This is a genomic window from Sphingomonas sp. IC-56 (assembly GCF_021043375.1).
Taxonomy (GTDB): Bacteria; Pseudomonadota; Alphaproteobacteria; order Sphingomonadales; family Sphingomonadaceae; genus Sphingomonas.
Map to the genome: position 1 here is coordinate 19,781 of NZ_JAJNDV010000013.1, position 24,187 is coordinate 43,967.

Consider the following 24,187-nt stretch of genomic DNA (forward strand, 5'->3'; position numbering starts at 1 on the left):
CACGGCCCGGCGCAATTGTAACGTCGCTGTCATCACTTTGTCACGAACCGCGCTCAGGGGCGCTGCACTATGGCCACGCTCGCACTGGACCAGGCCCCCGCAGCAACGCTGCCGAGGGGTCCTCGACTCGATTATCAAACCCACCCCCTAGCCAAGCTGTTGTTCGCTGCGATCATCGTGGGCGGGCTGGTCTTTGCCGGGTTCAGCGTGTTCACCGACACGCGCGGGGTCGGCGAAGAGCTGGCGCTGGGGGCGTTCGCGTTCCTGGGGCTCGCGCTGCTGATCGCGCTCGGCTTCGAATTCGTGAACGGCTTCCACGACACCGCCAATGCGGTGGCAACGGTGATCTACACCAACTCCATGCCTGCGCATCTGGCAGTGGTATGGTCGGGCTTCTTCAACTTCCTGGGCGTCATGTTCTCGTCGGGCGCGGTCGCCTACACGATCATCACGCTGCTGCCCGTCGACCTGCTGCTCAATGTGGGCTCGTCGGCCGGGTTCGCGATGATCTTCGCGCTGCTGCTGGCAGCCGTGCTGTGGAACCTGGGCACCTGGTATGTCGGGCTTCCCAACTCGTCGTCGCACACGCTGATCGGCTCGGTGCTGGGTGTCGGCCTTGCCAACCAGCTGATCCAGGCTGGCTCGCGCGGCGGCACCGCCGGCGTCGACTGGGCGCAGGTGCAGAAGGTGCTGACCGGCCTATGGATGGCGCCGCTGATCGGCTTCGGCGCGGCACTGCTGCTGCTGCTCGTGATGCGCATGCTGGTCCGCAAGCCGGAGCTGTACAGCGCGCCCGAAGGGCACAGGCCGCCCCCCAAGGGCATTCGCGCGCTGCTGATCTTCACCTGCACCGCCGTCTCGTTCAGCCATGGCTCGAACGACGGGCAGAAGGGCATGGGGCTGATCATGCTGATCCTGATCGGCTGCGCGCCCACCGCCTATGCACTCAACCGCACGCTGCCGGAGAGCGCGACGCCGGCCTATGTCCAGACCGCGAACATTGCCGCCGCCACCTTCGACGCGCGCAGCGGCGGGATCGTCCTGCCGGCGGACCAGGCACGCGGCGTGCTGACCGCGGCGCTTCAGCAGCGCAAGGCCGAAGGGCAGCAGGTGTTCGCCGCGCTGGAAAGCCTGTCGCACGACCTGACCACCCGCGTCGCCGGCTATGGCTCGCTGAGCAAGGTGCCGGCCGAGGCGACGTCCAACGTGCGCAACGACATGTATCTGGTGCTCGACACCACCAAGCTGGCGACCAAGAAGCCCGAGGGCTTCAGCGAAGCCGAGCTCAAGGCGCTGAAGGACTATTCGGCGAGCCTGGAGGCCGGCACGCGCTTCATCCCGCTTTGGGTGAAGATCGTGGTCGCACTGGCGCTTGGCCTGGGCACCATGATTGGCTGGAAGCGGATCGTCGTCACGGTGGGCGAGAAGATCGGCAAGCAGCACATGACCTATGGCATGGGCGCATCGGCCGAGCTGGTTGCGGCCGGTACGATCCTGGCCGCCGACCGCTTCGGTCTGCCGGTATCGACCACGCACATCCTGTCCTCGGGCGTGGCTGGCGCTTCGGTCGCCAGTGGTTCGGGGCTCCAGGCGCGCACCGTGCGCAACCTGGCGCTGGCATGGCTGCTGACGCTGCCCGCGGCGATGCTGCTCTCGGGCGGGCTCTACTGGCTGTTGCTGAACGCCGTGCGGGTGTTCGGCCTCTGACGCTCCTACGGCGGGTTGGCTTGGGTGACCCGCCGTCGCGGCGCGCTTCAGAAGCGGATGTTCAACCAGCCGGCGAGGAAATCGGAGTCGCGATATCCCGCTCCGGTAAGTGCCGACCCGGCCTTCACATGCTCATAGCGGCCGGTGAGGCTGACGCGGGGTGAGATCGTCCACACGATCTGCGCGCGCGCCGTTTCCGCGATCTTGCGCCCATCGACATTCTGAGTTCCGGCAAAGGGAGTGCCGTTGGCGCGATACACCGCGTCATCCAGGCTGTCGCGCCAGGAGAACTGATATTCTAACGTCGCGCGGACCTTGGGCAAGGGCTGGAAGCTGACATTGGGTGCCAGCGCGACGAAGTTGGTCGTCGTCGCAATCAGTTGGTAACTGTAGTAGATGCTGTTGCCGAAGGGGGCGAGGGCGGAGCGAAGCTTGCCAGTGCTGCCATAGGCGCCGCCGCCCATGGCATAGTCGAAGTGGAAGCCGACCCGCGGTGCGCTTCGATCGTCGCCCAGGCGGTAGGTCTGGGCGAGCAGCACCAGCCACGCGTCGATGGCCCGGTCGTCGAAGCTGCCGCCCTGCTTGTTGAGCGTCCAGTCGATGGTGACCGGACCGGCGTCGCCCCAGAAGTGCACGCCATACAGCTTCCGCAGTTCGCGCGCGTTCACGCCGCCCCACGCCGCGTCGCTGTCGCGCAGCCGCCAGACGAACGGGTCCAGGTACAGCTTGGAGCCGCCGAGCATCGTCTCGGGCAGCGCAAAGCCCGTCGTTAGCCCGGAGAGCCGGCGTCCTTGCTCCGCGCGGTCGTCGCCAGGACCTCCGGTGCCATATTCGGTGGGCTTGAAGTCAAAGATGTCGGCGCGCACCCGCGTGCCCTTGGCCCAGGCGCGCACGCCGTTGAAGGTGACGTAGAGGGTGTTGTTGTCGCGCACGCCGACGAGCAGCACCGACCCGTCGGTGAAGGTCTGCCGCCCATAGCGGAGCCCCAGGTCGACCCCGGCGACATCGCCCGTGACGTCGACGAACGCCTGCTGCACCGCCAGGTCGTTCGAGAGGTTGGCTGCCTTGGTGCCCAGGTTCAGGCCCGAAAGCCCGCCATGCGCAAGCTCGCCATAGAAGCGGACATGCTCGCCCAGATGCAGGTCGCCGACCAGGAAGACACGGTTGATGTCCTGCCGCTGCGCCTCGCTTTGGCGCAGATTGGGGTTGGTGGTCTGATTGACGCGCAGCCGGAGCTCGCCTGACAGCGTCAGGTAGACGTCGCCATCGGCTGCCAGCGGAATGAACTTCAGCCGGTCGATGGGATCGTCGATCTTGGTCGGATCGCGGAAGCGGGTCCAATCCTCGGCCCAGCGCGACTGGTTGTACCCGCCGGTCGTGACGCCGTCCCCGGCGCCAGCGGCAGGGTAGGAGTCGGACGCTGGCGCGGCGGTCTTGCGCGCGCCGACGCGCTGCTTCAGCCCTCCGCCCCCATCCTTGCCGATGCCGAGGCTTGGCGCGCTTGCAGGAGACACTGTGGGCCGGGCTTCGGCCGTGCGGTCGACCAGCGCCTGGACCTGTTCTTCCGCGGCAGGAGCGGATGCCCGGGCAGGAAGTGTGGTGGCTGCAAGCGCGGCGCCGGTGCCGAGCAGCAGCCGGCGACGGGAGGTGTGCATGGAAGATTCTCAGGCGGTAAGGGTGAGTACGGGTTCGACGGTCAGGCTGCCACCGCTCGCCCCGGTGATGCGGACGCGGGCGCCTGCCGGCTGGTCGGGTCCGTGGGCGATCCATTCGCCATCGCCCACGCGCACGCGGCCCTGACCGTCTTCGATCGCCTGGACGACCGTTACGGTCTCGCCGATCAGGCGGGCGACGCGATCATTGAGCAGGGGATCGCTCGTGGCGACGGGGAAATCGCGATACCAGCGCTTGCCGATCAGGACGACGGCAAGCGACCAGGCGGCGAACCCCGCGAGTTGTCCGCCCAGTGATAGCTCGGGGAATAACAGCGCGATCGCACCTGTGATTGCGGCGGCAAGCGCGAAGAACACCAGATACACGCCCGGGATCAACAGTTCGGCCGTGGCGAGCAGCACCCCGGCGATGAGCCACAGCACGGCCGGGCTTTCGATCCAGTCCATCAGCCCTGCTGCTCGAACGGACCGATACGCGGGCGCGGCGGGGTCGCCGGCGTCTGAGGCGGCGTGGGCTCGTTCTTGCCGATCACTTCCTTGGCCAGTTCACCGATCCCGCCCAGCGTGCCGATTAGTTGCGTGGCCTCGACCGGGAACAGGATGGTCTTGGCGTTGGGCGACGTGGCGAACTTGCCGACCGCCTCGACATATTTTTGCGCGATGAAATAGTTCAGCGACTGCGACGAGCCCTTCTCGATCGCGTCGGACACCAGCCGCGTCGCCTCTGCCTCCGCCTGCGCCGCGCGTTCGCGGGCTTCGGAGTCGCGGAAGGCGGATTCCTTGCGTCCCTCAGCCTCTAGAATGCGGGCCTGCTTTTGCCCCTCGGCGCGCAGGATCTCGGAAGCACGGCTGCCCTCGGCCTCCAGGATGTTGGCGCGCTTTTCGCGTTCGGCCTTCATCTGGCGGCCCATGGCGTTGACGATGTCCGCGGGCGGGCGGATGTCCTTGATCTCGACACGGGTGATCTTGACGCCCCAGGGCGTGGTCGCGTGATCCACCACCGAGAGCAGGCGCGCATTGATTTCGTCGCGCTTGGACAGGGTTTCGTCGAGGTCCATCGAGCCCATCACGGTGCGCAGGTTCGTGGTGGTCAGCTGGAGCAGTGCGACATACAGGTCGGAGACTTCATAGGCCGCCTTCGCCGCGTCGAGCACCTGGAAGAACACCACGCCATCGGTGGAGATCATCGCATTGTCTTTGGTGATGATTTCCTGACCAGGGATATCGATCACCTGCTCCATCATGTTCACCTTGCGGCCGACGCGATAGAAGAACGCAGGGTAGAAATTGAAGCCCGGCGCCGCGACCGTGGTGAAACGCCCGAAATGCTCGATGGTGTATTGATAGCCCTGGGTGACGATCTTCACGCTGGACATCACATAGATGAATACCAGAACCGCCAGCGCGATCAGAAATGCGGAAATCACGTCCATCTCCCCCGAGTCCCCCTCGACTAACTCTGCCACTTGCTAGCATAGAGAGCGCGATGACCACAGCCCGCTTGGCGCCGCGCACGGCGCTGTTCCTGCCAGCATCCAATCCCCGCGCCATTGCCAAGGCACGCGGGCTTGCTGCCGACCTGGTGATCCTGGACCTTGAGGATGCCGTACGCGACGACGCCAAGGCGCAAGCGCGGGCCGCAGCAGTGGAGGCGGTGGCCGAGGGCTTCGGACCGCGGCTGTGCGCAATCCGCATCAATGGCAGCGACTCCGCCGAGCATGTCGACGATCTTGCCGCCGTTGCGCGTTCGGTGGCCGACTTCGTGGTGGTCCCCAAGGTTGAGACTGCTGAGGACGCGGCGGATGTACACGCGGCGTGTGGCAAGCCAGTGCTGGCGATGATCGAAACGCCGCTGGGGGTGCTCGCGGCAGCCGAGATCGGCGCGGTTCAGGGGGTGTCGGGCTTGATCGCCGGCACCAACGACCTGGCTGCGAGCCTGAAGCTACCGCCGCAAAGTGGGAGGGGTGCGCTGTCGGTCGCGCTGCAAACCATCATTCTGGCGGCGCGCGCCAATGCCATCTGGGCGATCGACGGCGTGTTCAACGGATTGGACGATCCAGAGGGGCTCGCGGTGGAGTGCCGCGAAGGGCGGATGCTGGGCTTCGACGGCAAGACGCTGATCCACCCCGCTCAGATCGATGTCGCGGCCCATGCTTTTTGTCCGTCGCCCGAAGAGATCGCGGATGCGCGGGCATTGGTCGCTGCGGCAGGCGGGGGTGCCGAGCGCTTTCGCGGGCGGATGATCGAGGCCATGCACGTCACACAGGCGCGTGCCCTGCTGGAGCGTTGCTGATCATGTCCGACTTGCGCCAACTGCATTGCGATTTGATCGAGGCGATCGACGCGCTTGCCGAACTCACGTCGCGAACCAACCCGGATGAAGCCGCACTGGCGACGGTGCGCTACCGGTTATCCCGGCTGAGTGGTGAGCGGCGTCGCCTGGTGGAGGCGCTGTGCGCCGAGCTTGCGCCGCAAATGAGCCCGGCCGATGCGGCGACGCTTCGCACCTTGCGCGAAGACACGGCAGCGAACCGCTTCGAATCTTCCGCTCATGTGAGCGGCTGGAGTTTGCGCGACGTGGTCAAGGACTGGCCCGGCTATTGCGCGGCGTCGGCAAAGGTGCGGCAATCGATGCTTCAGCAGATCGAGCGCGAAAAGCAGCTGCTGTATCCGCATCTCTGAGCCGGGAGCCAATCGCGCGGCAAACGGTTGAGGAGGCACCATGCTTCCGCAAATCCTGTTCGGCTACCATTCCACGCAGATGCCGGCGATTGCCCGCTTCATCGATCATCACCGCTTCCAGGCGAGCTTCGCGCCGTTCGATGCCGTCGACTCTGATCGCTTCGACCTGATCGTCCCGTTGCGGCTCGACCAGATGCCCTCCGCCCGGGCGGCCGTGGCGCGAAGCTCCGGCAAGCGGCGGGCGGTGCTGCCTTCGGCCGAGATGGTGGCGCTGATCGACGACAAGCTGCGGTTCAACCTGTGGCTGGCCGAGCAGGGCTTTGGCGAGTTCGTCCCCGAGCTGCTGCCGGACCCGCCGGCCACCTATCCCTATATCCGCAAGGCCCGCCACGGCACCTTCGGGCAGGGGATCAAGATCGTCCGCGGACCCGAGGAAGGCGACACGCCCGACCCCGAAACCTTTGTTCAGCGGATTGCGGAAGGGCGGTACGAATATGTGCTCCACCTGTTGCGGGTGGACGGGCAGGTCCGGTTCCAGCTCTGCTACCGTTACGACATGGTCGAGGGGATGAGCGTGCGTGGGCAGGGCCAGGAGGCCGCGGCGACCGAGCCGGCGGAACCCGGTCCTGCATTGGAGCCGTGCCTGGCCATCCTCAATGCGCTCGATTTCGAAGGCACCTGCTGCTTCAACTACAAGATCGTCGATGGCACGATGCAGCTGATCGAACTCAATCCGCGCTTTGGCGGATCGCTGGTGGGCGAGGTGACCAACTATGTCGCCGCGCATCTCGACGCGCTGTGATCGGGGCGGCGTGACCCCCTAGCGCATTTACCCCCTCGCGGTTACATGGGCCGCCAACTCCCGACTCAAGGACTTGGCGCTTTCCATGGATATCCCCCTCGGTCTCACATTCGACGACGTCCTTCTGTACCCGGGGGAGTCCGAGGTGCTGCCGAGCATGGCCGACACCCGCACTCAGGTGACCAAGGGTCTGGCGCTCAACATCCCCATCCTGTCCTCCGCAATGGACACGGTCACCGAAGCCGACATGGCGATCGTGATGGCGCAGCTGGGCGGCATTGGCGTGCTCCACCGCAATCTCGACGTCGATCAGCAGGTCGACGCGGTGCGTGCGGTGAAGCGCTTCGAGAGCGGCATGGTGGTCAATCCGATCACGATGAGCCCGTCCGGGACGCTGGGCGACGCACAGGCACTGATGGCGCGGCACAAGATCAGCGGCGTGCCGGTGGTCGAGGAAAGCGGCAAGCTGGTCGGCATCCTGACCAATCGCGACGTGCGCTTTGCGGGCAATCCCAACCAGCCGGTTTCCGAGCTGATGACGCACCAGAATCTGGTGACGGTGCAGGCCGGCGTCAGCTCCGAGGAAGCGCGCAGGCTGCTGCACCAGCGCCGGATCGAGAAGCTGCTGGTGGTGGACGACGCGTATCGCTGTGTCGGGCTGATCACCGTCAAGGACATCGAGAAGGCCGTCAATTATCCGAGCGCGACCAAGGACGCGACCGGGCGGCTATGCGTCGCCGCGGCGACGACGGTCGGCGACAAGGGGTTCGAGCGCACCGCGGCACTGGTCGATGCTGAAGTCGATCTGATCGTGATCGACACCGCGCATGGCCATAACAAGGAAGTGAGCCGCGCGGTCGAGCGGGTGAAAAAGCTTTCCAACCGCGTGCAGGTGATCGCCGGCAACATCGCCACAGCGGAGGCGGCACGGGCGCTGATCGGTGCGGGCGCGGACGGGATCAAGGTTGGCATCGGGCCGGGATCGATCTGCACCACGCGCGTGGTCGCCGGCGTTGGCGTGCCGCAGCTTACGGCTGTCATGGAAGCAGCGAACGAGGGCGCGAAGTCGGGCGTGCCGGTGGTCGCCGATGGCGGCATCCGTACCTCGGGCGATGTGGCCAAGGCGCTGGCTGCCGGTGCATCGACGGCGATGATCGGTTCGCTGCTGGCGGGCACCGAGGAAGCGCCGGGCGAGACCTTCCTGTACCAGGGCCGCGCGTACAAGTCGTATCGCGGCATGGGATCGGTCGGCGCAATGGCGCGCGGGTCGGCCGACCGCTATTTCCAGCAGGACGTGAAGGACCAGCTCAAGCTGGTGCCCGAGGGTATCGAAGGCCAGGTGCCGTACAAGGGCCCGGCGCGCGATGTCATCCACCAGCTGGTCGGCGGTGTGAAGGCAGCAATGGGCTATGTCGGCGCGCCGACTATTCCCGAGTTGCAGAAGAAGGCACGCTTCGTCCGCATCACCAATGCTGGACTGAAGGAAAGCCATGTCCACGACGTGACCATCACCCGGGAAGCTCCCAATTACCCGACGCGCTGAGCCATGACGCCTGCTGCGCGAAGCCAGGCCGCGATCGATCTGCTCGACCGGATCATCGTTGCCGCGCGCGAAGGCGGGGCCGCGGCCGATACGCTGATCGCGCGCTGGTTCGCCGAGCGGCGCTATGCCGGGTCGAAGGACCGGCGGGCGATCCGCGGGCTGGTATATGACGCGATCCGGCTGTGCGGCGAGCGCCCGGAGAGTGGGCGGGCGGCGCTGGTAGCACTGGCACGGGCCCGGCCTGAGCTTGGCGCGACCTTTGACGGATCTTCCTATGGTCCGGCGGTGCTTGGCGAGGAGGAGGTGGCGGCTGCGGCGGGGGTTTTGCCTGGCTGGCTGCGCAAGCGGTTCGCGGACTCGGGGCTGGGGGATAACGAGCAAGCGGCGCTGCTGGAGCGGGCGCCGCTCGACATTCGGTTGAACCGGTTGAAGCCCGCCTCCGCCGATCTCACGACCCAATTTGAAGGAGCAGTGCCGGTCGCCCATGCGCCCGACGCGCTGCGCCTGCCGAGCGACACGCCGCTCGAGCGGCTGCCGGCCTATGCCGAGGGGCTGTTCGAAATCCAGGACGCCGGAAGCCAGATGGTCACCACCGCTGCAGAGGCGCGCCCGGGCATGAAGGTGGTCGATCTGTGCGCCGGCGGCGGCGGCAAGACGCTGGCGCTGGCAGCGGCGATGGCGAACCAGGGCAGCATCCTGGCATGCGACGTCGACCGGCCGCGGCTCTCCCGGCTGGCACCGCGCGCAGAGAGGGCTGGGGTGACCATCGCCGAAACGCGGTTGCTCGATCCCGGCCGCGAGGCCGAGCGGCTGAGCGACTGGCAGGGCGCGGCCGACCTGGTGCTGATCGATGCGCCATGCTCAGGCACTGGCACCTGGCGGCGCAATCCCGAAGCACGCTGGCGGCTGACCGACGCGCGGCTCAAGCGGCTGGCCGATACCCAGGCGAGCCTGCTCGACGTGGCGGTCGACCTGGTCGCGCCAGGTGGCTCGGTGCTCTATATCGTCTGCTCGCTGCTGGACGCCGAAGGGGCAGACCAGATCGCGGGGTTCCTGCGGCGGCATCCCGGCTGGGCTGCGGAGCCGCCGGTTCTCGGGGTCGGGCGTCCGCGTGGCGATGGCGCACGCCTGACGCCGCTGCGTGATGGCACCGACGGCTTTTTTGTCGCGAAGCTGGTCCGCGCATGATAGCCCTAAGCCGTTCAGTTTCGGAGATTTGGATGCGGGTTTCTGTGATTTCGGCTGCGGTTGCGCTGATGGTCCTCTCGCTGTCCTCTTCGCTGATGGCGCAGCGTCCGGGTGACGAGATCAACCCGCGCTCGATGGCGCTGTTGCAGCAGGGCCGCGCCGCGCAGGCCGCCGGCAATATCGACGGTGCGCAGGACGCGCTGGAAAGCGCGCTTGCCGTCGATCCGCGCAACCGCGACGCGTTCATCATCCTGGCTGAGATCTCGCGCGGGCGCGGGCTGCCGGGGAAGGCGATCCGCCTGTATCGCGAGGCGCTGACGCTTCAGGCGAACGATCTTGCCGCGCTGCGTGGGCAGGGCGAGGCGATGGTCGCAAAAGGCGCGATCGAAAAGGCGAAGGAAAACCTCACCAAGATTCAGGCGATCTGCAAGGGGCAGTGCAACGACGCGAACATGCTCGCCGCCGCCATCGCCAAGGGCCCGCCGGCAACCACCACCGCGCAGGCCGGTGCCGCGGCACCGGCACCCGCCCAACCTTAACTGAGCGCCCGCGCTAGGCCGACAAACTCTTCGACGGACAAGGTCTCGGCACGGCGGCTGGAGTCGATGCCGAGCCGGTCCATCGCCTCGATCGCTCCGGCAACGGGCTTGAGGCTCTGGCGCAGCATCTTGCGGCGTTGGCCGAAGGCTGCGGCGGTGAGCCCTTCCAGAACCTTGAAGCGGACCCCCTCGGGCGCTTCCCCGGGCACGATGTGCACGACAGCCGACATCACCTTGGGCGGCGGGGTAAAGGCCGAACGGTGCACCGTCATTGCGATGCGCGCGTGTGATCGCCACTGGCTGAGCACCGCCAGCCGGCCATAGGCGTCGGTGCCCGGCGCCGCGACGATGCGCTCCGCCACTTCCTTCTGGAACATCAGCGTCAGGCTCGCCCACCAGGGCTCCCATTCCGCCGACAGCCAGCCGACGAGCAGCGCCGTGCCGACATTGTACGGCAGGTTGGCGACGACGTGCGGCTTCTGCTCGAACAGCGACGGCGCATCGACTTCGAGTGCGTCACCTTCGATCACGCGAAGCTTGCCGGGAAACGCCTCGCCAAGTTCCCCGAGTGCGGGAATGCAGCGGCGGTCACGCTCGACGGCGATCACGCTGGCACCCTCGCCCAGCAGCGCGCGCGTGAGCCCGCCAGGACCGGGGCCTACTTCGAACACGTCCGCGCCGGTCAGGTCGCCGGGCACGCGGGCGATCCGGCTGAGCAATTGCGAGTCGAACAGGAAGTTCTGACCCAGCGCCTTGCTGGCGCTCAGCCCGTGACGTTGGATGACTTCACGAAGCGGGGGGAGGGCCGCGGTCATGGCAGCCCCACCGCTGCGGTCGCCTCACGCCGTTCGGCCGCCATCTGCGCCATGCGAATGGCAGCGATCATCGCGCCTGGATCGGCCTGGTCGGTACCGGCGATGTTGAACGCAGTGCCGTGATCCGGCGAGGTGCGGACGATCGGCAAACCCAGGGTAATGTTCACCCCATCGTCGAAGTGCAGCGTCTTGATCGGGATCAGCGCCTGATCATGGTACAGGCACAGGGCCGCATCATAGCCGGCGCGGGCGCGGGCATGGAACATGGTGTCGGCGGAAAAGGGGCCGACCGCGTCGATGCCTTCCTCGCGCAGCTGAGCGATTGCTGGGGCGAGGATGTCGACCTCCTCCCGCCCGATCGCGCCGCTTTCGCCAGCATGCGGGTTGAGGCCGGCAAAGGCCAGCCGCGGCCGTTCAATGCCGAAGTTCCGCAACAACCCGCGGGCGGTCACCCGTGCCTTCGAAAGGATCAGGTCCTGCGAGACCAGAGCCGGCACCTGGGCAAGTGCCACATGCACGGTCATCGGCACGACGCGCAGGGTAGGCCCCGCCAGCATCATGACGGCGTGGTCCGCCGATATGCCGCAGCGTTCGGCAACGAATTCGGTTTGCCCCGGGTGGGTGAAGCCGACGTCATAGAGTTGCGCCTTGGACACCGGGCCCGTCACAAGCGCGCCTGCGGCCGACGAGCGCGCCAAGCCGACGCCGATCTCCAGGGCCTGAAGCGCCACGCGGGCGCTGTCACCGTTCGGCCGGCCGGGTACGACATCCCCGACTTCGCCGACAGGTAGAATGGGCAGCGCGGTTTCGAATGCCGCAGCGGCTTCGTCAGGCGACCCGATCTTGGCGAGCGGTCCGTCCCAGACGGCGGTGATCGCATGTGGATTGCCGATCACGAAAAAGGGCGCGAGCGAATGCAGCTCGCGCGCCTTCCACGATTTGGCAATGATCTCCGGTCCGATCCCGGCCGGGTCGCCCATGGAGATGGCGAGCGGCCGGATGGGCGTCCGCCCGCTCATGCGCTCAGCGATATTCTACCAGCGCGTCGCGGCGCAGGTCGCGCAGCATCCGCTGGGCACGAATGTTCACGCGCTGCTCGGCGATCTGGTCCTGCAACTGCTCGACCGACGGAGCGCCTGGGCTGGCAGGATCGTCACGGCCGCAGATCACCAGCACGCGCACGCCTTCTTCGACCGAACCGAACGGACGGCTGACCTGGCCGATTTGCAGCGGCAGGATCATGGTCTGAAGCGCGGCAGGCAGGTCGCGGATCACGACGCCGTCGCGGTCGACCATTTCCGCATTCTCGGCAGCAGCAACCTTGGCCGCGTCGCCGCAGCCCTGCATCTTCTGCGTGGCGCTTGCAAAGGCACTGGCCCGCGCGCTTGCCTGCGCCTGCGTGATGCCCTTGGGGAAGTTGATCGCCAGCTGGCGGAGGCTGAGCTTGGCGTCCCGCGGATCGGCCATGCCCACCTGGCGCTTTTCAGCCAGGTACAGGATGGAGAAGCCGGTCGGCAGCTCGATCGGCCCGGCGACCTGACCCGCCTGCATCTCCTGCGCCGCCTTGGCGAGCGGATCCGGCAGCATGGCGGGACGGACCCAGCCAAGATCGCCTCCCACCGACTTCGTCGACGCTTCCGAATAGGTGCGGGCGAGATAGTCGAACGGCGCGCCTTCGCGCATCTGCTGGATCATGCGCTGCATGCCGGCATGCACTTCCTGAGCGCGGTCCGGCGTGGCGTTCTGATAGATTTCGTAGACGTGGTACTCGTCGCTGCCCTTTTGCTTGGTCCAGCGGTCGATCCAGTCCTTCACCTCGGCTTCGCTGACGTTCACGTCGACGCGGCGGCGCAGCAGCCGGCTCCAGGCCACTTCGCCTTCGATCTGGCGTCGGATCGAGCGCTCGGACGACCCGTTTTCCTTCAGCCAGGCACGGAACTGCTCGGGCGTCTTATCCAGCCGCTTGGCGACGCTGTTGAAGCTGGAATTGATTTCCTTGGGATCGACGGTGATCTCGTTGGCCTTGGCCTCCTGGATCTGCAGCGTCTCGTCGATGATCTGGCGCAGCACGGTCAGGCGCAGCTGCTCAAGCTCCTGCGCCTTCAGCGTCAGCTTGTTGAGGCCCACGATCAGGGCGACGCGCTGATCCACATCGGTGCCGGTGATAACCACGTCGTTGACGATCGCAGTCGGCTTGCGGACGTTGGGATCCGCCTTTCCGAAGATCTGCAGATTTGCCGGCAGGTTCAGGCCGGTATCCGGTACGCCCTGCTGATCAGGGACCGTCTGTGCCAGCGCCACCGACGCAAGCCCTGCAACTCCGAGCGCCAAAACCGTCTTGCGACCCAAACGGATCGCTTTCGCAACACCAGTGTTCACGTGAGCCTGAACCCTCATCATACGGATAGGTGGCGCTTACTCGCCAATTGTGCCTGAACCAAGGCTTAGCGGATTGCGGCTAGGCCGCCGATCCGAGCCTTTAGCTTAGCGCCCGAGATTCTTGAATGCCAGCGCCAACAGGAAGGTATTGCCTCGCCGCGCGTCGCCGGTGGTCTGATAGTCGCGGCGCCAGGTGAGCCCCAGCCGCAGACAATCGTCCTCGTACGCGAAGCCAAGTCGATGGCGGACGGGATCATAACCGTCCGATTGCGACAGCACGTCTTCGTGACGATCGGTCAGGTCGATCAGGATCGATCCGGAAGCCGACCAGAAGCGGGCGAGCTGAACGCGCGCACCAAGCCGGGCTTCCTCACGGTCCTGAAGGTCCTCCAGCGTCGAGCCGATGTCGCGGTTCAGACGGAGATAGCCAACCTGTACATAGGTGCTGCGCGATCCGACCGTCGCATCGAGTTCGTTGCGGCGAACGGTCAAATTGTCCTTGTCCAGGCGGTACCGGTGCGTGAGGCTGACAAAGTCGCGGAAACGCACCACCGTGCGGCCGACGATGTCGGATGTCCGATCGCTCAGACCAGTGCCGTTGGGGAAGATGCTGTCTTGCGCGGTGAGGCGGTAGCTTTGTCCGATATTGGCGTCGATGCTGATGCCGGGCAGGTAGAGCGCGTAGTCCAGGCCTATCGTCACGCGGCTGGAGTCGTCGAAGCGATCATAGCCGGAGAAGCGGTTGAGCGCGAAAAGGTTGGAATCCTCTAGATCCACGGCGCGCGCGTCTTCGTTGGGCACGTCCATGTTGTTGGTCCGCGGCGACGCGACGATCTGGACCCGCGGGGTGATCCGCTGCGTCCCGCCGAACGCTTCTCCGATCAGCGGCCATTTCACGTCCAGCGCCAGGGCGCCGATGCCGCGAAACTGGAACCCCTCCAGCCCGCGATAGCTTTCCACCGTCTCCAGCGTGTCGTGCGTGTTGTAAGCGTCCGCACGGCCATAGGCGGTGAGGGTCACTTCCTGCCCCCAGGGCGTCAGCCGGCGAACGTCCCACTGCGCACTGGCAAAGGCGCGCTGCGAGTCCTGGCCGTCGGTGCGGGCGATGGCGAGGGTATTGACCTGGAATTGTAGCCGGCCGCCCAAGATGCCGTCGTCCAGGCGGCGGCGATAATCGAGTTCGGGAAGCGCGATCGGCTGTGCACCCTGCTGCTCGCCGACCCGTAGCGTCTGCACTGCCCAGGCATTGATCGAGAAGTAGGAGTCCTCATCGATGCGCTCCACTCGCACATTGTTGCGCAATCGATCGTCGCGCGAAATGTCGTAGCGGCGCAGGAAGGTGCGGTCGGTGGTGGCGCGGATGGAGGCGCTGGCGCTCCAGTTCGGGTTGAGCTGGAAGCGGCCGACGGCGTCGAGATAGCCGCGGAAATCGTTGCGGGACGTTTCCTCGGTGACCGGCACGGTAAGATCGTCCGCGCGGCGGCTATACGTCCCGTACCCGGTGATGCGGTACGAGCCGATGTCGTTCAATGCGCGATATTCGCCCTGGAGCATCGGCAGCGCGCCGGTGAAGACGCGCGGCGTGAGCGTCAGGTCGCGATTGGGCGCGAGGCTGAAATAATAAGGCAGGGCGACCTGGAAGCCGTTGGTCCGGCTGATGCGGATGTCGGGCGCCAGGAATCCGTCATCGCTGCTTCCGCCAACCGGGTGCGAGAAGGAGGGCAGCGGGAGCGATACCAGGCCGAAGATGGAGACGCGAGCGCCTGTGTAGCGGATGCGGCCGATCGCGGGATTATAGACGACGCGGGCCGCGGTTATCTTCCACGAAGGCTCCTTGGGGCAGCCTTCGCTGTTGGTGACTGCGCAGGGGGTGTACGCTGCGTTCTCCACCGTGATGATGCCATTGTCGCGGCGCCCGCGCTCCGCGGCGACACGGCCGCCGGCATCCAGCACCACCAGCATGTTTTCGACCACGCCGTCCTTCAGCGTGTCGGTAAGCTCGATACGGTCGCCATAGGCTGCGTCACCCTCGGGATTGAGGATGACGACATTGCCCTCTGCGGTGACCTGCCCGGTCTTGCGGTTCCACACCACCGTATCCGCGCGCAAACGGTCGCTGCGGCGGTACAGGCGTACCTCGCCGCTCGCGGTGACCACATCCTCTTCATAGGCATAGTCGATGCGGTCGGCGGTGAACTGTACTTCGTCGGGATCCTCGGATGCCATGGGCGAGGGGGGCAGCGACGTGCTGGCAGGTGTCTGGAACGATGGCGAGCCGCTATCTGTACCCGCTGTGCTCGACGAACTCGGCGCGTCGGGCGAGGGTTGCGGCAGGTCCGGCTGCTGTGCTGGCGACTCCTGCACGTCCACCGTCTCTTGCGCACGGGCTTCCGCCGCCAAGCACATCCCGAGGGCGCCCGACAGCAACAAGGCCTTGCGCGTCACGTTGATTCCCACCTTTTTCTTCACTCCCGGCACGCGGCGCCCTTTGCCCTATCGCAGCGTTTCCTACACCGCAACGCCGTGCGCGTTGGCCGTGGCGCCTGCGCGCGCTAAAGATGCGCGATGCAGGTCGACTTCTATCATCTGAGCAGCACGCCGCTGGAACGTGCATTGCCACGTATAGCAGAACGTATCCTTGCCGGAGGCGAGCGCCTGCTGGTCGTCGCGTCGGACGCCGACGCGCGTGCACGACTGGACCAGCTGCTATGGAGCTATGCGCCCGACAGCTTCCTGCCCCATGGGCTCGCGGGCAGCGAGGATGATGCACGCCAGCCCGTGCTGATCGGGGAAACCGCTGAAGCAGCCAATGGCGCGCGGCACATTGCGCTGGCTGATGGCGTGTGGCGGGATGAGGCGCTGGCTTTCACTCGCGTCTTCCACTTTTTCACCGAAGAGCGGATCCGGGAGGCGCGGCTTGCCTGGAAGAACCTGGCGGGGAAGGATGGCGTCGAGCGCCGTTATTGGAAACAGGACGAAGCGGGTCGTTGGGCGCAGGCTGCCTGATACTCAGTGCGGCCGATTGAGCGCCACGATCCGCTCAAGGACCAGCGGATGCAGCGGGGTCGCGAATCGCAGGCCAAGTCCACCATGGCGGCTCCACCGAACCTGTGCGCCGATGGGCGACAGGGTGGGAATGGTGAGCACGATATGCGTACCCACCGGTACGTCCAGCGAACATGCCACCCGGCAGCCCAGGTTCGAGATGTCCAGCAGCTCGACCTTGCGCTTGCCCAGCATGGAACTGCCAAGCACGCTTTCGATGCAGACATCCGCTCGCATCTCGCGGCGAAGGTCGGCATGACTCGGCGGGATTTCAGTGGCCGGGCTTTGATAGGTCATTTCCGTTTCCTTCCGTCTTGGAGCAAGTGCCCCAGCACGGTTTTTGGCAGATCAGAGCTGCCGCGATGGTCATGGATAAAGCAGACCTGATACCAATGCGTTAAGGCGATCCGCGCCCCTTAGGGCTCAGAGATCGTCGCTAGTGACCAAGTGCAGCGTTGACCGGCCAGCGCCGGGTTTTTAGGGCAGGGACATGCTTCAGACACCAACGACTGCGACGGCGCCAACGATCGTCCTGGTCGAGGACGATCCGCCACTTCGCACCCTGACCTCCCGCGCGCTGCAGGAACATGGCTACAAGGTTCGGCCCGCCGCGACCGGCGCAGAGATGTGGGTCGCGCTGGATGCGGGTCCCGCGGACCTCGTCATCCTGGACGTGATGCTGCCCGGCACCAGCGGCATCGACCTGTGCCGCATGCTGCGTGAGAAGAGCCAAGTCCCCGTCATCTTCATCTCCGCCAAGGGGAGCGAGACCGATCGGGTGGTCGGGCTTGAACTCGGCGCCGACGACTATCTCGCCAAGCCGTTCGGCACGCGGGAACTGATTGCCCGGGTCCGCGCGGTCCTCCGCCGGGGGAGCGGACGGCCGGACGGCGATGCGCAGGCAAGCCAGGGCATTTTGCGGTTCGATGGCTGGACGATCAATCTGCCGCGGCGCGAGTTGATCTCGCCCACCGGGGCCGTGGTCGACCTGACGGGTGCGGAGTTCGACCTGCTCGTCAGCCTGTGCGACCATGCCGGACGGGTCATCGCGCGCGAACGGCTGATCGAGCTGTCGCGCACCCGGTTGGGGGACAGTTCGGACCGAAGCGTCGATGTGCTGGTCAGCCGGCTGCGGCGCAAGCTGTCGACCACGGGGGCGAAGGCGCCGATCATCACCGTGCGCGGTGTAGGCTATATGCTGAACGCACCCGTGTCGCGCAATTGAAGCGGTTTCTTCGACCTCCGCTCGGCCTGATCGGGCAGATTTTTGCGATTCTGCTGCTGGCGATCCTGATTGAATCGGGTGCCAGTGCCTTTTTCTACGAAAGAGCCAGCCAGCTTTCCGTCCGTGACGATGAGGCGCGCCGGCTAGCCGAGCATCTGATCATCGCGCGCAAGCTGCTGGACGAGGCGCCGCAAGGTACGCGTGATGCCTTGGCGCAGGACCTGACGACGTCACGCTACAGCATCGACTGGCTGCCCAGGCTACCGGCTTCGTTAGCCGGCGCGCCGACGCTCGACCGGGTGTATCAACAGGTGGTGGTATGGGAGCCTGGGCTCGCGGCTTCCAACCTTCGGCTGCGGCTAGACGGACCTGCGCGCGAGGCGGTTATTGTTGGCGGGCTGACGCTGCAAGACGGTAGTTGGATGGCATTCGGCACGCGGGAGCCCGTGCGGCACCTGGGTTTCTCTCTGGAACGGATGCTGCTCGCTCTCGGCCCCGCAGTAGCCATCATCCTGGTGGGAGGCGTGTTGGTCCGCCAGACCTTGCTGCCGATGCGCCGCCTGGCGCACGCCGCCGAGCATGTTGGGAGCGACGGCGCTGAGGAAGTTCCTGAAGGGGGCGCGCGGGAGGTGCGGCGCGTTATCCGCGCGTTTAATCGCATGCAGGCGCGCATCCATCGTTTGATCGCGGACCGTACTCAAGCACTGGCGGCGGTCGGGCATGACCTGCGGACGCCGCTTGCCCGCCTGCGGCTGCGCGCCGACGCGATCAACGACCCACACCTGCTAGATGCGATCCAGAGCGATATCGGCGAGATGGAAGCGATGATCGGCTCGCTGCTGGCTTATCTGGGCGGCGAAGTGGACATCGAGCCGCGCGTCTCGACCGATCTCGCGGTGATGTGTGCCACAATCGCCGACGATGCCGCCGATCATGGTCATGCGGTCACCTATGAGGGGCCAGAGCATCTGGAACTGACGATCCGGCCAACGACGCTCAAGCGGGCGATGGTCAATCTGGTGGAAAACGGCGTGCATTACGCCGGCCGTGTGTGGCTGAAGCTGGAGGTGGCGGACGATCATGTCGTGATCTGCGTTGAGGATGATGGACCGGGCATCCCCCAGGAAGCGTTGAACAAGGTGCTGGAGCCCTTTGTCCGGCTGGACCGCGCCCGTGCGCGAGACACGTTGGGTCTTGGCCTCGGCCTGTCGATCGTGGCGAAGGCCGTCGAAGGAGAGGGCGGAGCACTTAAGCTCGAAAACCTTCGCGAAGGCGGGCTGCGCGCGCAAATTGTGTTGAGGCGCGTTTCTTCCGCGTAGCAACGTTTCGTTACAGGTGCGCTGCTACGCAGCAAAATAAGCTGACTATCTACTTCCTCAATATCGCGCGTCCCCCGCGCGGCTATGAAGGAGTGGAAAGCGTGAACGAAGTCATTGGACGCGTGGTTGGTTTCGAGAAGCAGGTGTTTCCGAACCAGAGTGCCCTGTACTCGACGCTGGCAACACATGGGCAGAGCCCCAAGGCGCTCATGATCTCCTGTGCGGATTCGCGCGTGGTCCCCGAACACATCATCCAGGCACAGCCAGGTGACCTGTTCGTGTGCCGAAACGCAGGCAACATCGTGCCGCCTTTCTCCACCCAGAATGGCGGTGTCTCCTCCACGGTGGAATACGCCGTTGCGGCATTGGGTGTGCGCGACATCATCGTGTGCGGTCACTCCGATTGCGGCGCGATGAAGGCGCTGATGAACCCAGAGATGCTGGAAGGCATGCCGAATGTCGCTGCCTGGCTGCGTCACAGCCACGCCGCAGAGTCGGTGGTGAAGGGCGGGTATCCGGAGATGGAGAATGGCGACGCAGTGCGCGCTGCCAGCCTGGAGAACGTCGTCGCCCAGCTCGCCCATCTGCGCACGCACCCGTCGGTCGCAGCGGCGATCTCGCGCGGTGACGTTGCGCTGCACGGCTGGTTCGTGGACATCAAGGCAGGTGTCGTGCTTGGCCTCGACGGCGTAAGCGGCCGCTTCGTGCCGATGCGCGATGATCGCCCGCTGCCGGTGGCGCTGCCTGCCGCCAAGCGGATCGCATCTGAAAACCATGCTTTGGAAGCTGCAGAATGAATCCTGCCGCTTCGGGGAAGTCCGGCACCAAGGTGCGGGACTTCACGGCGTCCATCGTCGTGTTCCTGGTGGCGATGCCGCTCTGCATGGGCATCGCGATCGCGTCAGGCGTTCCGCCTGAAAAAGGACTGATCACCGGCATCATCGGCGGTATCGTCGTGGGTGCGCTGGCCGGCTCTCCGCTTCAGGTCAGCGGCCCCGCCGCGGGTCTGGCGGTGATCGTGTTCGAACTGGTGCGTGACCAAGGTCTATCGGCGCTCGGTCCCATCCTGGTGCTGGCTGGTGCGATCCAGGTGGTAGCCGGCGTGCTCCGCCTCGGCGGCTGGTTCCGTGCCATTTCCCCGGCGGTTGTTCACGGCATGCTTGCAGGGATCGGTGTTCTGATCGTTGTTGGTCAGTATCATGTGCTGTTCGATGCCAAGCCGCTCTCCAACGGTCTTGAGAATCTGGCTGCCATGCCCGGCCGTTTGCTGGGCTTGTCGATGAACGACATCCAAGCGACTGAAATCGCCTTGCTGCTGGGGCTTCTGACCATCGGCATTATGCTCGCTTGGGAGAAGCTGCGCCCTGCTTCACTGAAACTGCTGCCAGCGGCACTGCTCGGCGTTGGTACCAGCACCCTCGTCGCCTGGAGTATGGGTCTCGATGTGACTCGCGTCGACGTTCCTGAGAACATCGTCGCGGCGATCGCGCTTCCAGATGCCGGCTTCTTTGGCCGGTGGGTGGATCCTGCCATTCTGACCGCCGCGATTGCGATTGCCTTCATCGCTAGTGCCGAAACGCTGCTGTCGGCGGCTGCCGTCGACCGCATGCATGATGGCGTCCGCACCAACTACAACAAGGAGTTGCGCGCCCAGGGCGTCGGCAATCTGCTTTGCGGCCTTGCGGGCGCACTGCCGATGACTGGTGTGATCGTCCGCAGCTCGGCCAACGTCCAGGCAGGCGCACAGACGCGGCTTTCCGCGATCCTGCATGGCGTCTGGATCCTCGGCTTCGTTGCGCTGCTTCCATGGCTGCTGCGTGAAATTCCGATGGCCGCGCTGGGTGCAGTTCTTGTGGTCACGGGCGCGCGGCTGGTGAACTTCAGCCATGCCAAGCATCTGTTCCGCGATTACGGGCTTCTGCCGGTTGCGATCTGGGCGGTAACTCTGATCCTAGTCGTGGCAGAGGATCTGCTGACCGGCGTGCTCGTTGGCATCGCGCTGTCGCTTCTCGAACTGGTGCCGAACTTGCGTCGTCTCCGGCTCAAGGTGGACCGGCAGCAGGACGAGGGAATGCAAACCGTAGCCCTTTCGGGCGCCGCGACTTTCGTTGCGCTGCCCAAGCTGTCTGACGCTCTCGAGTCTGTTCCTGGCGGGGCGCCCGTGCGGCTCGACCTGACGCAGTGCTCGGCGGTTGACCATACCTGTTCGGAGCTGTTGAAGGAGTGGCTGCAGCGTCGCCGCGCTGGTGGTGGGCTGGTCGAATTGTCGGGGGCGACCGGCAAGATGGCTGCCTTTGCCTGAGCGCAGGCAACACTTCGTAACGGACCGGCAATTCGTTTGACACGTTCGAAACGGTAAGCAACAAGAAGTCCGGACTGATCGCACCTCCCTGTTTTAAGCGCAGCGGGAGAAGGTGCGGCGGTCCGGGCGCAGGGGGAACTTCACGAAGTCTACCGAAAAAGGGGTTGGCTGATGAAGTTCCTTGTTACCTCCACCGCAGCCGCGGTGTGTTTTCTCTTGGCCGCGCCGGGGGCGTTGGCACAGGAAACTGACCCGCCGGGTCCTGTCACTGTTTCTGGAAGTGCGGCACTTGTGTCGGATTATCGGTTTCGCGGCGTATCGCAGACCGATGAAGAGATGGCGGTCCAGGCCGGCTTTACCGTCACACATGAAAGCGGCGCCTATGTGGGCACCTGGGCATCGAACCTTTCCGGTTGGGGCACCTTCGGCGGCGCGAACATGGAGCTCGACCTTTACGGTGGCTACAAGTTCGACCTGGGCACCGGCACGTTGGATGTGGGCCTGACCTGGTACATGTATCCAGGTGGCGCATCCGACACTGATTTCGCCGAGGGATACGCCAAGCTCGGCGGGACCTTGGGGCCGGTATCGCTGACTGCCGGCGCGGCTTATGCTCCGAAGCAGGAAGCGCTCGGCAACTACTCCGCAACGCCCTATAGTCGTGGTCAGAAGGAAGATAATCTCTACCTTTGGGGCGACGGTTCGACGGGGCTGCCCGGCACGCCGGTCACGCTAAAAGCCCATATCGGCTATTCGGACGGCAACCCCGGCCTGGGTCCGAACGGCACCAGTGTCGCGCCGACCGGGAAATATTGGGACTGGTCGCTCGGGGCCGATGTCGCGGTAGGCCCGCTCACGCTGGGCGTCGCCTATGTCGATACCGACATCAGCCGCAGCGAATCCGCCTATCTGCTACCGAACTTCTCTTCGACCAAGGATGGTGGTTCGATCGCGGACGGGCAGGCGGTCTTCTCGGTCTCGGCCGCCTTCTGACGTATTGCCGGTGGTGCGGAGCAGGCGGGATCGCCTGTTTCGCAACCTCCGTGCAGGCGCTAAGACACGCGCCATGAAGGACGCTGAACGCGCCAAAGCACTATCGCCGAGCGAGCGCCGTGCGGCTGCATTTCGCCGGACGCGTGAGGCGCACAAGAGCGAAGTCGCCGAGGACTATGTCGAACTGATCGGCGACTTGATCGCCGAGCAGGGGGAGGCGCGCCTAACCGACGTCGCCGAGAACATGGCGGTGACCCAAGCCACTGCGGCGAAGATCGTCGCGCGGCTGAAGCGGGAAGGGCTGGTCGAGAACAAGCCGTACCGATCGCTGTTCCTGACCGAGGCAGGGACGCAGATGGCCGACCGGTCTCGCTCGCGGCATCGGGTGGTCTATGACTTTCTGCGCGCGCTGGGGGTCGAGGATGCCGTGGCCGAGGCGGATTCGGAGGGCATCGAGCATCATGTCAGCGACGTCACGCTGGAGGCGATGGCCACGTTCATGTCGACGCGGAAAACGCACGGCGACTAATGAAATTAGCCTAGGCTAAACTTGAACGAAGGGGCTATCTGTTGGTTGTGCCGTCCACAGGCGGGCACTGGCGGGGAAGGCCGTGAGATGAGCAGCAGGGGCGACATCACCGACAAAGGTGCCAGTGGCTGGCGCTCCAGTGGCGGGCCTTCGCTTCCAGAGGTGTTCCGCTCCGTGCCGGTACCCGCGTCCAGCGTAGGGTTACGGCGCCTTGCGGCATTTGCAGGCCCCGGGTTCCTGGTAGCGGTCGGTTACATGGACCCGGGCAACTGGGCGACCGACCTCGCCGGCGGATCGGCGTTCGGCTATACGCTGCTTTCCGTCATCCTGCTGTCCAACCTGATGGCGATCCTTCTTCAGTCGCTTGCCGCCAGGCTGGGGATCGCCACGGGACGCGACCTCGCCTCCGCATGCCGCGACGCGTACAGCAAACCCGTAGCGATCCTGTTGTGGGTGCTGTGCGAGATCGCCATCGTCGCATGCGATCTTGCCGAAGTGATCGGCACCGCCATCGGCCTGAACCTGTTGTTCGGGCTGCCGCTGGTCTGGGGCGTAGTGCTCACCGCCCTCGACGTCTTCGTGATCCTGGCGCTCCAGAAGCGCGGCTTCCGCCGGCTGGAAGCGTTCGTAATCGGCCTGCTGGCGATCATTGCTGCATGCTTCGCCTATGAACTGTTCGTGTCGCGACCAGAGCTTGCCGGCATCGCCCGGGGACTGGTGCCCACGACCGAGATCTTGACCAATCCGGCGATGCTCTACCTCGCCATAGGGATCCTTGGCGCGACGGTGATGCCACACAACCTGTACCTTCATTCCGCGGTCGTCCAGACACGCGACTTCGTTCCCACGCCCGAAGGCAAGCGCGATGCGGCCAAATGGGCGACGATCGACACCGTCGTCGCGCTGATGCTGGCCTTGTTCGTCAACGCCGCGATCCTGATCCTGGCAGCCGCCGCGTTCCACACCGCCGGGAACACCGAGGTCGCCGAGATACAGGACGCCTATAACCTGCTCACCCCCACGCTGGGCGCGGCAATGGCCAGCACCCTGTTCGCGGTGGCGCTGCTCGCCTCGGGGCAGAACTCCACGGTTACCGCTACGCTGGCGGGCCAGGTGGTCATGGAGGGGTTTCTTCGCCTGCGCCTGGCGCCCTGGTTCCGCCGGCTGATCACCCGCGGGCTGGCGATCATCCCGGCAGGCATTGTCGCGGCGCTCTATGGCGAGTCCGGCACCGCCAAGCTGCTGGTGCTAAGCCAGGTGATCCTGTCGTTGCAATTGCCCTTTGCGGTCGTTCCGCTGGTTCAATTCACGTCCGACCGCACGAAGATGGGCAACCTGACGAGCCCGTATTGGTTGAAGTTGATTGCGTGGCTGGTGACGGCGCTGATCATAGGCTTGAACGTCAAGCTTCTGCTCGACACGGCAGGCATGACCGGTTCCTGACGA

At 65.4% G+C, this 24,187-nt stretch carries 23 protein-coding genes; 15 read left to right on the forward strand and 8 right to left on the reverse strand.

The annotated features are described in order from the left end of the window. Positions 1–69 precede the first annotated feature (69 nt). Entirely contained in the window at positions 70–1,707 is a 1,638-nt protein-coding gene (locus LQ953_RS15080) for an inorganic phosphate transporter (RefSeq protein WP_231031815.1), read from the forward strand. A 47-nt stretch (positions 1,708–1,754) separates the two neighbouring features. Here LQ953_RS15080 and LQ953_RS15085 read toward each other — a convergent pair whose 3' ends face one another. The 3 genes from LQ953_RS15085 to LQ953_RS15095 are packed head-to-tail and all read right to left on the reverse strand — an operon-like array spanning position 1,755 to position 4,756. After that, entirely contained in the window at positions 1,755–3,362 is a 1,608-nt protein-coding gene (locus LQ953_RS15085) for an alginate export family protein (protein ID WP_231031816.1), read from the reverse strand. A 9-nt stretch (positions 3,363–3,371) separates the two neighbouring features. After that, a complete protein-coding gene (locus tag LQ953_RS15090) occupies positions 3,372–3,827 on the reverse strand; it encodes an NfeD family protein (RefSeq protein ID WP_231031817.1) in 456 nt (151 codons plus the stop codon). Further along, the gene (locus LQ953_RS15095; protein ID WP_443026587.1) at positions 3,827–4,756 is read right to left on the reverse strand and encodes an SPFH domain-containing protein; all 930 of its coding nucleotides are present in this window, start codon (positions 4,754–4,756) and stop codon (positions 3,827–3,829) included. The genes LQ953_RS15090 and LQ953_RS15095 overlap by 1 nt, the downstream gene beginning before the upstream one ends. A 110-nt stretch (positions 4,757–4,866) precedes the next feature. On the opposite strand from LQ953_RS15095, the gene LQ953_RS15100 reads away from it, so the two are divergent. The 6 genes from LQ953_RS15100 (at position 4,867) to LQ953_RS15125 (ending at position 10,134) form a co-directional block, all read left to right on the forward strand. Beyond that, complete coding sequence (locus tag LQ953_RS15100) at positions 4,867–5,673, forward strand: HpcH/HpaI aldolase/citrate lyase family protein (protein ID WP_231031819.1); 807 nt, start codon at positions 4,867–4,869, stop codon at positions 5,671–5,673. Positions 5,674–5,705: 32 nt separating this feature from the next. After that, positions 5,706–6,062, forward strand: coding sequence for a hypothetical protein (locus LQ953_RS15105; protein WP_231031820.1), 357 nt, complete (start codon positions 5,706–5,708; stop codon positions 6,060–6,062). A 40-nt stretch (positions 6,063–6,102) separates the two neighbouring features. Continuing rightward, positions 6,103–6,864, forward strand: coding sequence for a hypothetical protein (locus tag LQ953_RS15110; RefSeq protein WP_231031821.1), 762 nt, complete (start codon positions 6,103–6,105; stop codon positions 6,862–6,864). 85 nt (positions 6,865–6,949) lie between these two features. Next, positions 6,950–8,407, forward strand: coding sequence for an IMP dehydrogenase (gene guaB / locus LQ953_RS15115; RefSeq protein WP_231031822.1), 1,458 nt, complete (start codon positions 6,950–6,952; stop codon positions 8,405–8,407). Between the two features lie 3 nt (positions 8,408–8,410). Further along, complete coding sequence (locus LQ953_RS15120; RefSeq protein ID WP_231031823.1) at positions 8,411–9,595, forward strand: RsmB/NOP family class I SAM-dependent RNA methyltransferase; 1,185 nt, start codon at positions 8,411–8,413, stop codon at positions 9,593–9,595. A 32-nt stretch (positions 9,596–9,627) separates the two neighbouring features. Continuing rightward, the gene (locus LQ953_RS15125; RefSeq protein WP_231031824.1) at positions 9,628–10,134 is read left to right on the forward strand and encodes a tetratricopeptide repeat protein; all 507 of its coding nucleotides are present in this window, start codon (positions 9,628–9,630) and stop codon (positions 10,132–10,134) included. On the opposite strand, the gene rsmA is transcribed toward LQ953_RS15125, so the two are convergent. From rsmA to LQ953_RS15145, 4 genes are all read right to left on the reverse strand, one after another. Then, complete coding sequence (rsmA, locus tag LQ953_RS15130) at positions 10,131–10,949, reverse strand: 16S rRNA (adenine(1518)-N(6)/adenine(1519)-N(6))-dimethyltransferase RsmA (RefSeq protein WP_231031825.1); 819 nt, start codon at positions 10,947–10,949, stop codon at positions 10,131–10,133. The two genes, LQ953_RS15125 and rsmA, sit on opposite strands and share 4 nt — an antisense overlap. Then, entirely contained in the window at positions 10,946–11,968 is a 1,023-nt protein-coding gene (pdxA, locus tag LQ953_RS15135; protein ID WP_231031826.1) for a 4-hydroxythreonine-4-phosphate dehydrogenase PdxA, read from the reverse strand. Before pdxA ends, rsmA begins: the two co-directional genes overlap by 4 nt. A 4-nt stretch (positions 11,969–11,972) precedes the next feature. Continuing rightward, complete coding sequence (locus LQ953_RS15140) at positions 11,973–13,346, reverse strand: peptidylprolyl isomerase (protein WP_443026586.1); 1,374 nt, start codon at positions 13,344–13,346, stop codon at positions 11,973–11,975. An 87-nt stretch (positions 13,347–13,433) separates the two neighbouring features. Continuing rightward, entirely contained in the window at positions 13,434–15,734 is a 2,301-nt protein-coding gene (locus LQ953_RS15145) for an LPS-assembly protein LptD (protein ID WP_231031867.1), read from the reverse strand. A gap of 159 nt (positions 15,735–15,893) precedes the next feature. On the opposite strand from LQ953_RS15145, the gene LQ953_RS15150 reads away from it, so the two are divergent. After that, complete coding sequence (locus LQ953_RS15150) at positions 15,894–16,334, forward strand: DNA polymerase III subunit chi (RefSeq protein WP_231031828.1); 441 nt, start codon at positions 15,894–15,896, stop codon at positions 16,332–16,334. A gap of 3 nt (positions 16,335–16,337) precedes the next feature. Here LQ953_RS15150 and LQ953_RS15155 read toward each other — a convergent pair whose 3' ends face one another. After that, the gene (locus LQ953_RS15155) at positions 16,338–16,670 is read right to left on the reverse strand and encodes a PilZ domain-containing protein (RefSeq protein WP_231031829.1); all 333 of its coding nucleotides are present in this window, start codon (positions 16,668–16,670) and stop codon (positions 16,338–16,340) included. Positions 16,671–16,863: 193 nt separating this feature from the next. On the opposite strand from LQ953_RS15155, the gene LQ953_RS15160 reads away from it, so the two are divergent. The 7 genes from LQ953_RS15160 (at position 16,864) to LQ953_RS15190 (ending at position 24,184) form a co-directional block, all read left to right on the forward strand. After that, positions 16,864–17,598, forward strand: a complete 735-nt coding sequence (locus LQ953_RS15160; protein ID WP_231031830.1) for a response regulator transcription factor — start codon at positions 16,864–16,866, stop codon at positions 17,596–17,598. Continuing rightward, positions 17,595–18,917, forward strand: coding sequence for an ATP-binding protein (locus tag LQ953_RS15165; RefSeq protein WP_231031831.1), 1,323 nt, complete (start codon positions 17,595–17,597; stop codon positions 18,915–18,917). The genes LQ953_RS15160 and LQ953_RS15165 overlap by 4 nt, the downstream gene beginning before the upstream one ends. 101 nt (positions 18,918–19,018) lie before the next feature. After that, entirely contained in the window at positions 19,019–19,714 is a 696-nt protein-coding gene (locus LQ953_RS15170; RefSeq protein ID WP_231031832.1) for a carbonic anhydrase, read from the forward strand. After that, positions 19,711–21,219, forward strand: coding sequence for a SulP family inorganic anion transporter (locus LQ953_RS15175; protein ID WP_231031833.1), 1,509 nt, complete (start codon positions 19,711–19,713; stop codon positions 21,217–21,219). Before LQ953_RS15170 ends, LQ953_RS15175 begins: the two co-directional genes overlap by 4 nt. Positions 21,220–21,390: 171 nt before the next feature. Continuing rightward, the gene (locus tag LQ953_RS15180) at positions 21,391–22,212 is read left to right on the forward strand and encodes a TorF family putative porin (protein WP_231031834.1); all 822 of its coding nucleotides are present in this window, start codon (positions 21,391–21,393) and stop codon (positions 22,210–22,212) included. 73 nt (positions 22,213–22,285) lie between these two features. After that, positions 22,286–22,741: a manganese-binding transcriptional regulator MntR gene (gene mntR / locus LQ953_RS15185; RefSeq protein WP_231031835.1), complete on the forward strand. Its 456-nt coding sequence runs from the start codon at positions 22,286–22,288 to the stop codon at positions 22,739–22,741. 87 nt (positions 22,742–22,828) lie between these two features. Further along, complete coding sequence (locus LQ953_RS15190) at positions 22,829–24,184, forward strand: Nramp family divalent metal transporter (RefSeq protein ID WP_231031836.1); 1,356 nt, start codon at positions 22,829–22,831, stop codon at positions 24,182–24,184. Positions 24,185–24,187: the final 3 nt, after the last annotated feature.

Excerpts from the sequence above, each read along its gene's own strand:
- LQ953_RS15080 (WP_231031815.1), top strand. The coding sequence starts at position 70 with ATGGCCACGCTCGCACTGGACCAGGCCCCCGCAGCAACGCTGCCGAGG.
- LQ953_RS15085 (WP_231031816.1), bottom strand. The coding sequence starts at position 3,362 with ATGCACACCTCCCGTCGCCGGCTGCTGCTCGGCACCGGCGCCGCGCTT.
- LQ953_RS15090 (WP_231031817.1), bottom strand. The coding sequence starts at position 3,827 with ATGGACTGGATCGAAAGCCCGGCCGTGCTGTGGCTCATCGCCGGGGTG.
- LQ953_RS15095 (WP_443026587.1), bottom strand. The coding sequence starts at position 4,756 with ATGTCCAGCGTGAAGATCGTCACCCAGGGCTATCAATACACCATCGAG.
- LQ953_RS15100 (WP_231031819.1), top strand. The coding sequence starts at position 4,867 with ATGACCACAGCCCGCTTGGCGCCGCGCACGGCGCTGTTCCTGCCAGCA.
- LQ953_RS15110 (WP_231031821.1), top strand. The coding sequence starts at position 6,103 with ATGCTTCCGCAAATCCTGTTCGGCTACCATTCCACGCAGATGCCGGCG.
- guaB (WP_231031822.1), top strand. The coding sequence starts at position 6,950 with ATGGATATCCCCCTCGGTCTCACATTCGACGACGTCCTTCTGTACCCG.
- LQ953_RS15120 (WP_231031823.1), top strand. The coding sequence starts at position 8,411 with ATGACGCCTGCTGCGCGAAGCCAGGCCGCGATCGATCTGCTCGACCGG.
- LQ953_RS15125 (WP_231031824.1), top strand. The coding sequence starts at position 9,628 with ATGCGGGTTTCTGTGATTTCGGCTGCGGTTGCGCTGATGGTCCTCTCG.
- rsmA (WP_231031825.1), bottom strand. The coding sequence starts at position 10,949 with ATGACCGCGGCCCTCCCCCCGCTTCGTGAAGTCATCCAACGTCACGGG.
- pdxA (WP_231031826.1), bottom strand. The coding sequence starts at position 11,968 with ATGAGCGGGCGGACGCCCATCCGGCCGCTCGCCATCTCCATGGGCGAC.
- LQ953_RS15140 (WP_443026586.1), bottom strand. The coding sequence starts at position 13,346 with ATGAGGGTTCAGGCTCACGTGAACACTGGTGTTGCGAAAGCGATCCGT.
- LQ953_RS15145 (WP_231031867.1), bottom strand. The coding sequence starts at position 15,734 with ATGTGCTTGGCGGCGGAAGCCCGTGCGCAAGAGACGGTGGACGTGCAG.
- LQ953_RS15150 (WP_231031828.1), top strand. The coding sequence starts at position 15,894 with ATGCAGGTCGACTTCTATCATCTGAGCAGCACGCCGCTGGAACGTGCA.
- LQ953_RS15155 (WP_231031829.1), bottom strand. The coding sequence starts at position 16,670 with ATGACCTATCAAAGCCCGGCCACTGAAATCCCGCCGAGTCATGCCGAC.
- LQ953_RS15160 (WP_231031830.1), top strand. The coding sequence starts at position 16,864 with ATGCTTCAGACACCAACGACTGCGACGGCGCCAACGATCGTCCTGGTC.
- LQ953_RS15175 (WP_231031833.1), top strand. The coding sequence starts at position 19,711 with ATGAATCCTGCCGCTTCGGGGAAGTCCGGCACCAAGGTGCGGGACTTC.
- LQ953_RS15180 (WP_231031834.1), top strand. The coding sequence starts at position 21,391 with ATGAAGTTCCTTGTTACCTCCACCGCAGCCGCGGTGTGTTTTCTCTTG.
- mntR (WP_231031835.1), top strand. The coding sequence starts at position 22,286 with ATGAAGGACGCTGAACGCGCCAAAGCACTATCGCCGAGCGAGCGCCGT.
- LQ953_RS15190 (WP_231031836.1), top strand. The coding sequence starts at position 22,829 with ATGAGCAGCAGGGGCGACATCACCGACAAAGGTGCCAGTGGCTGGCGC.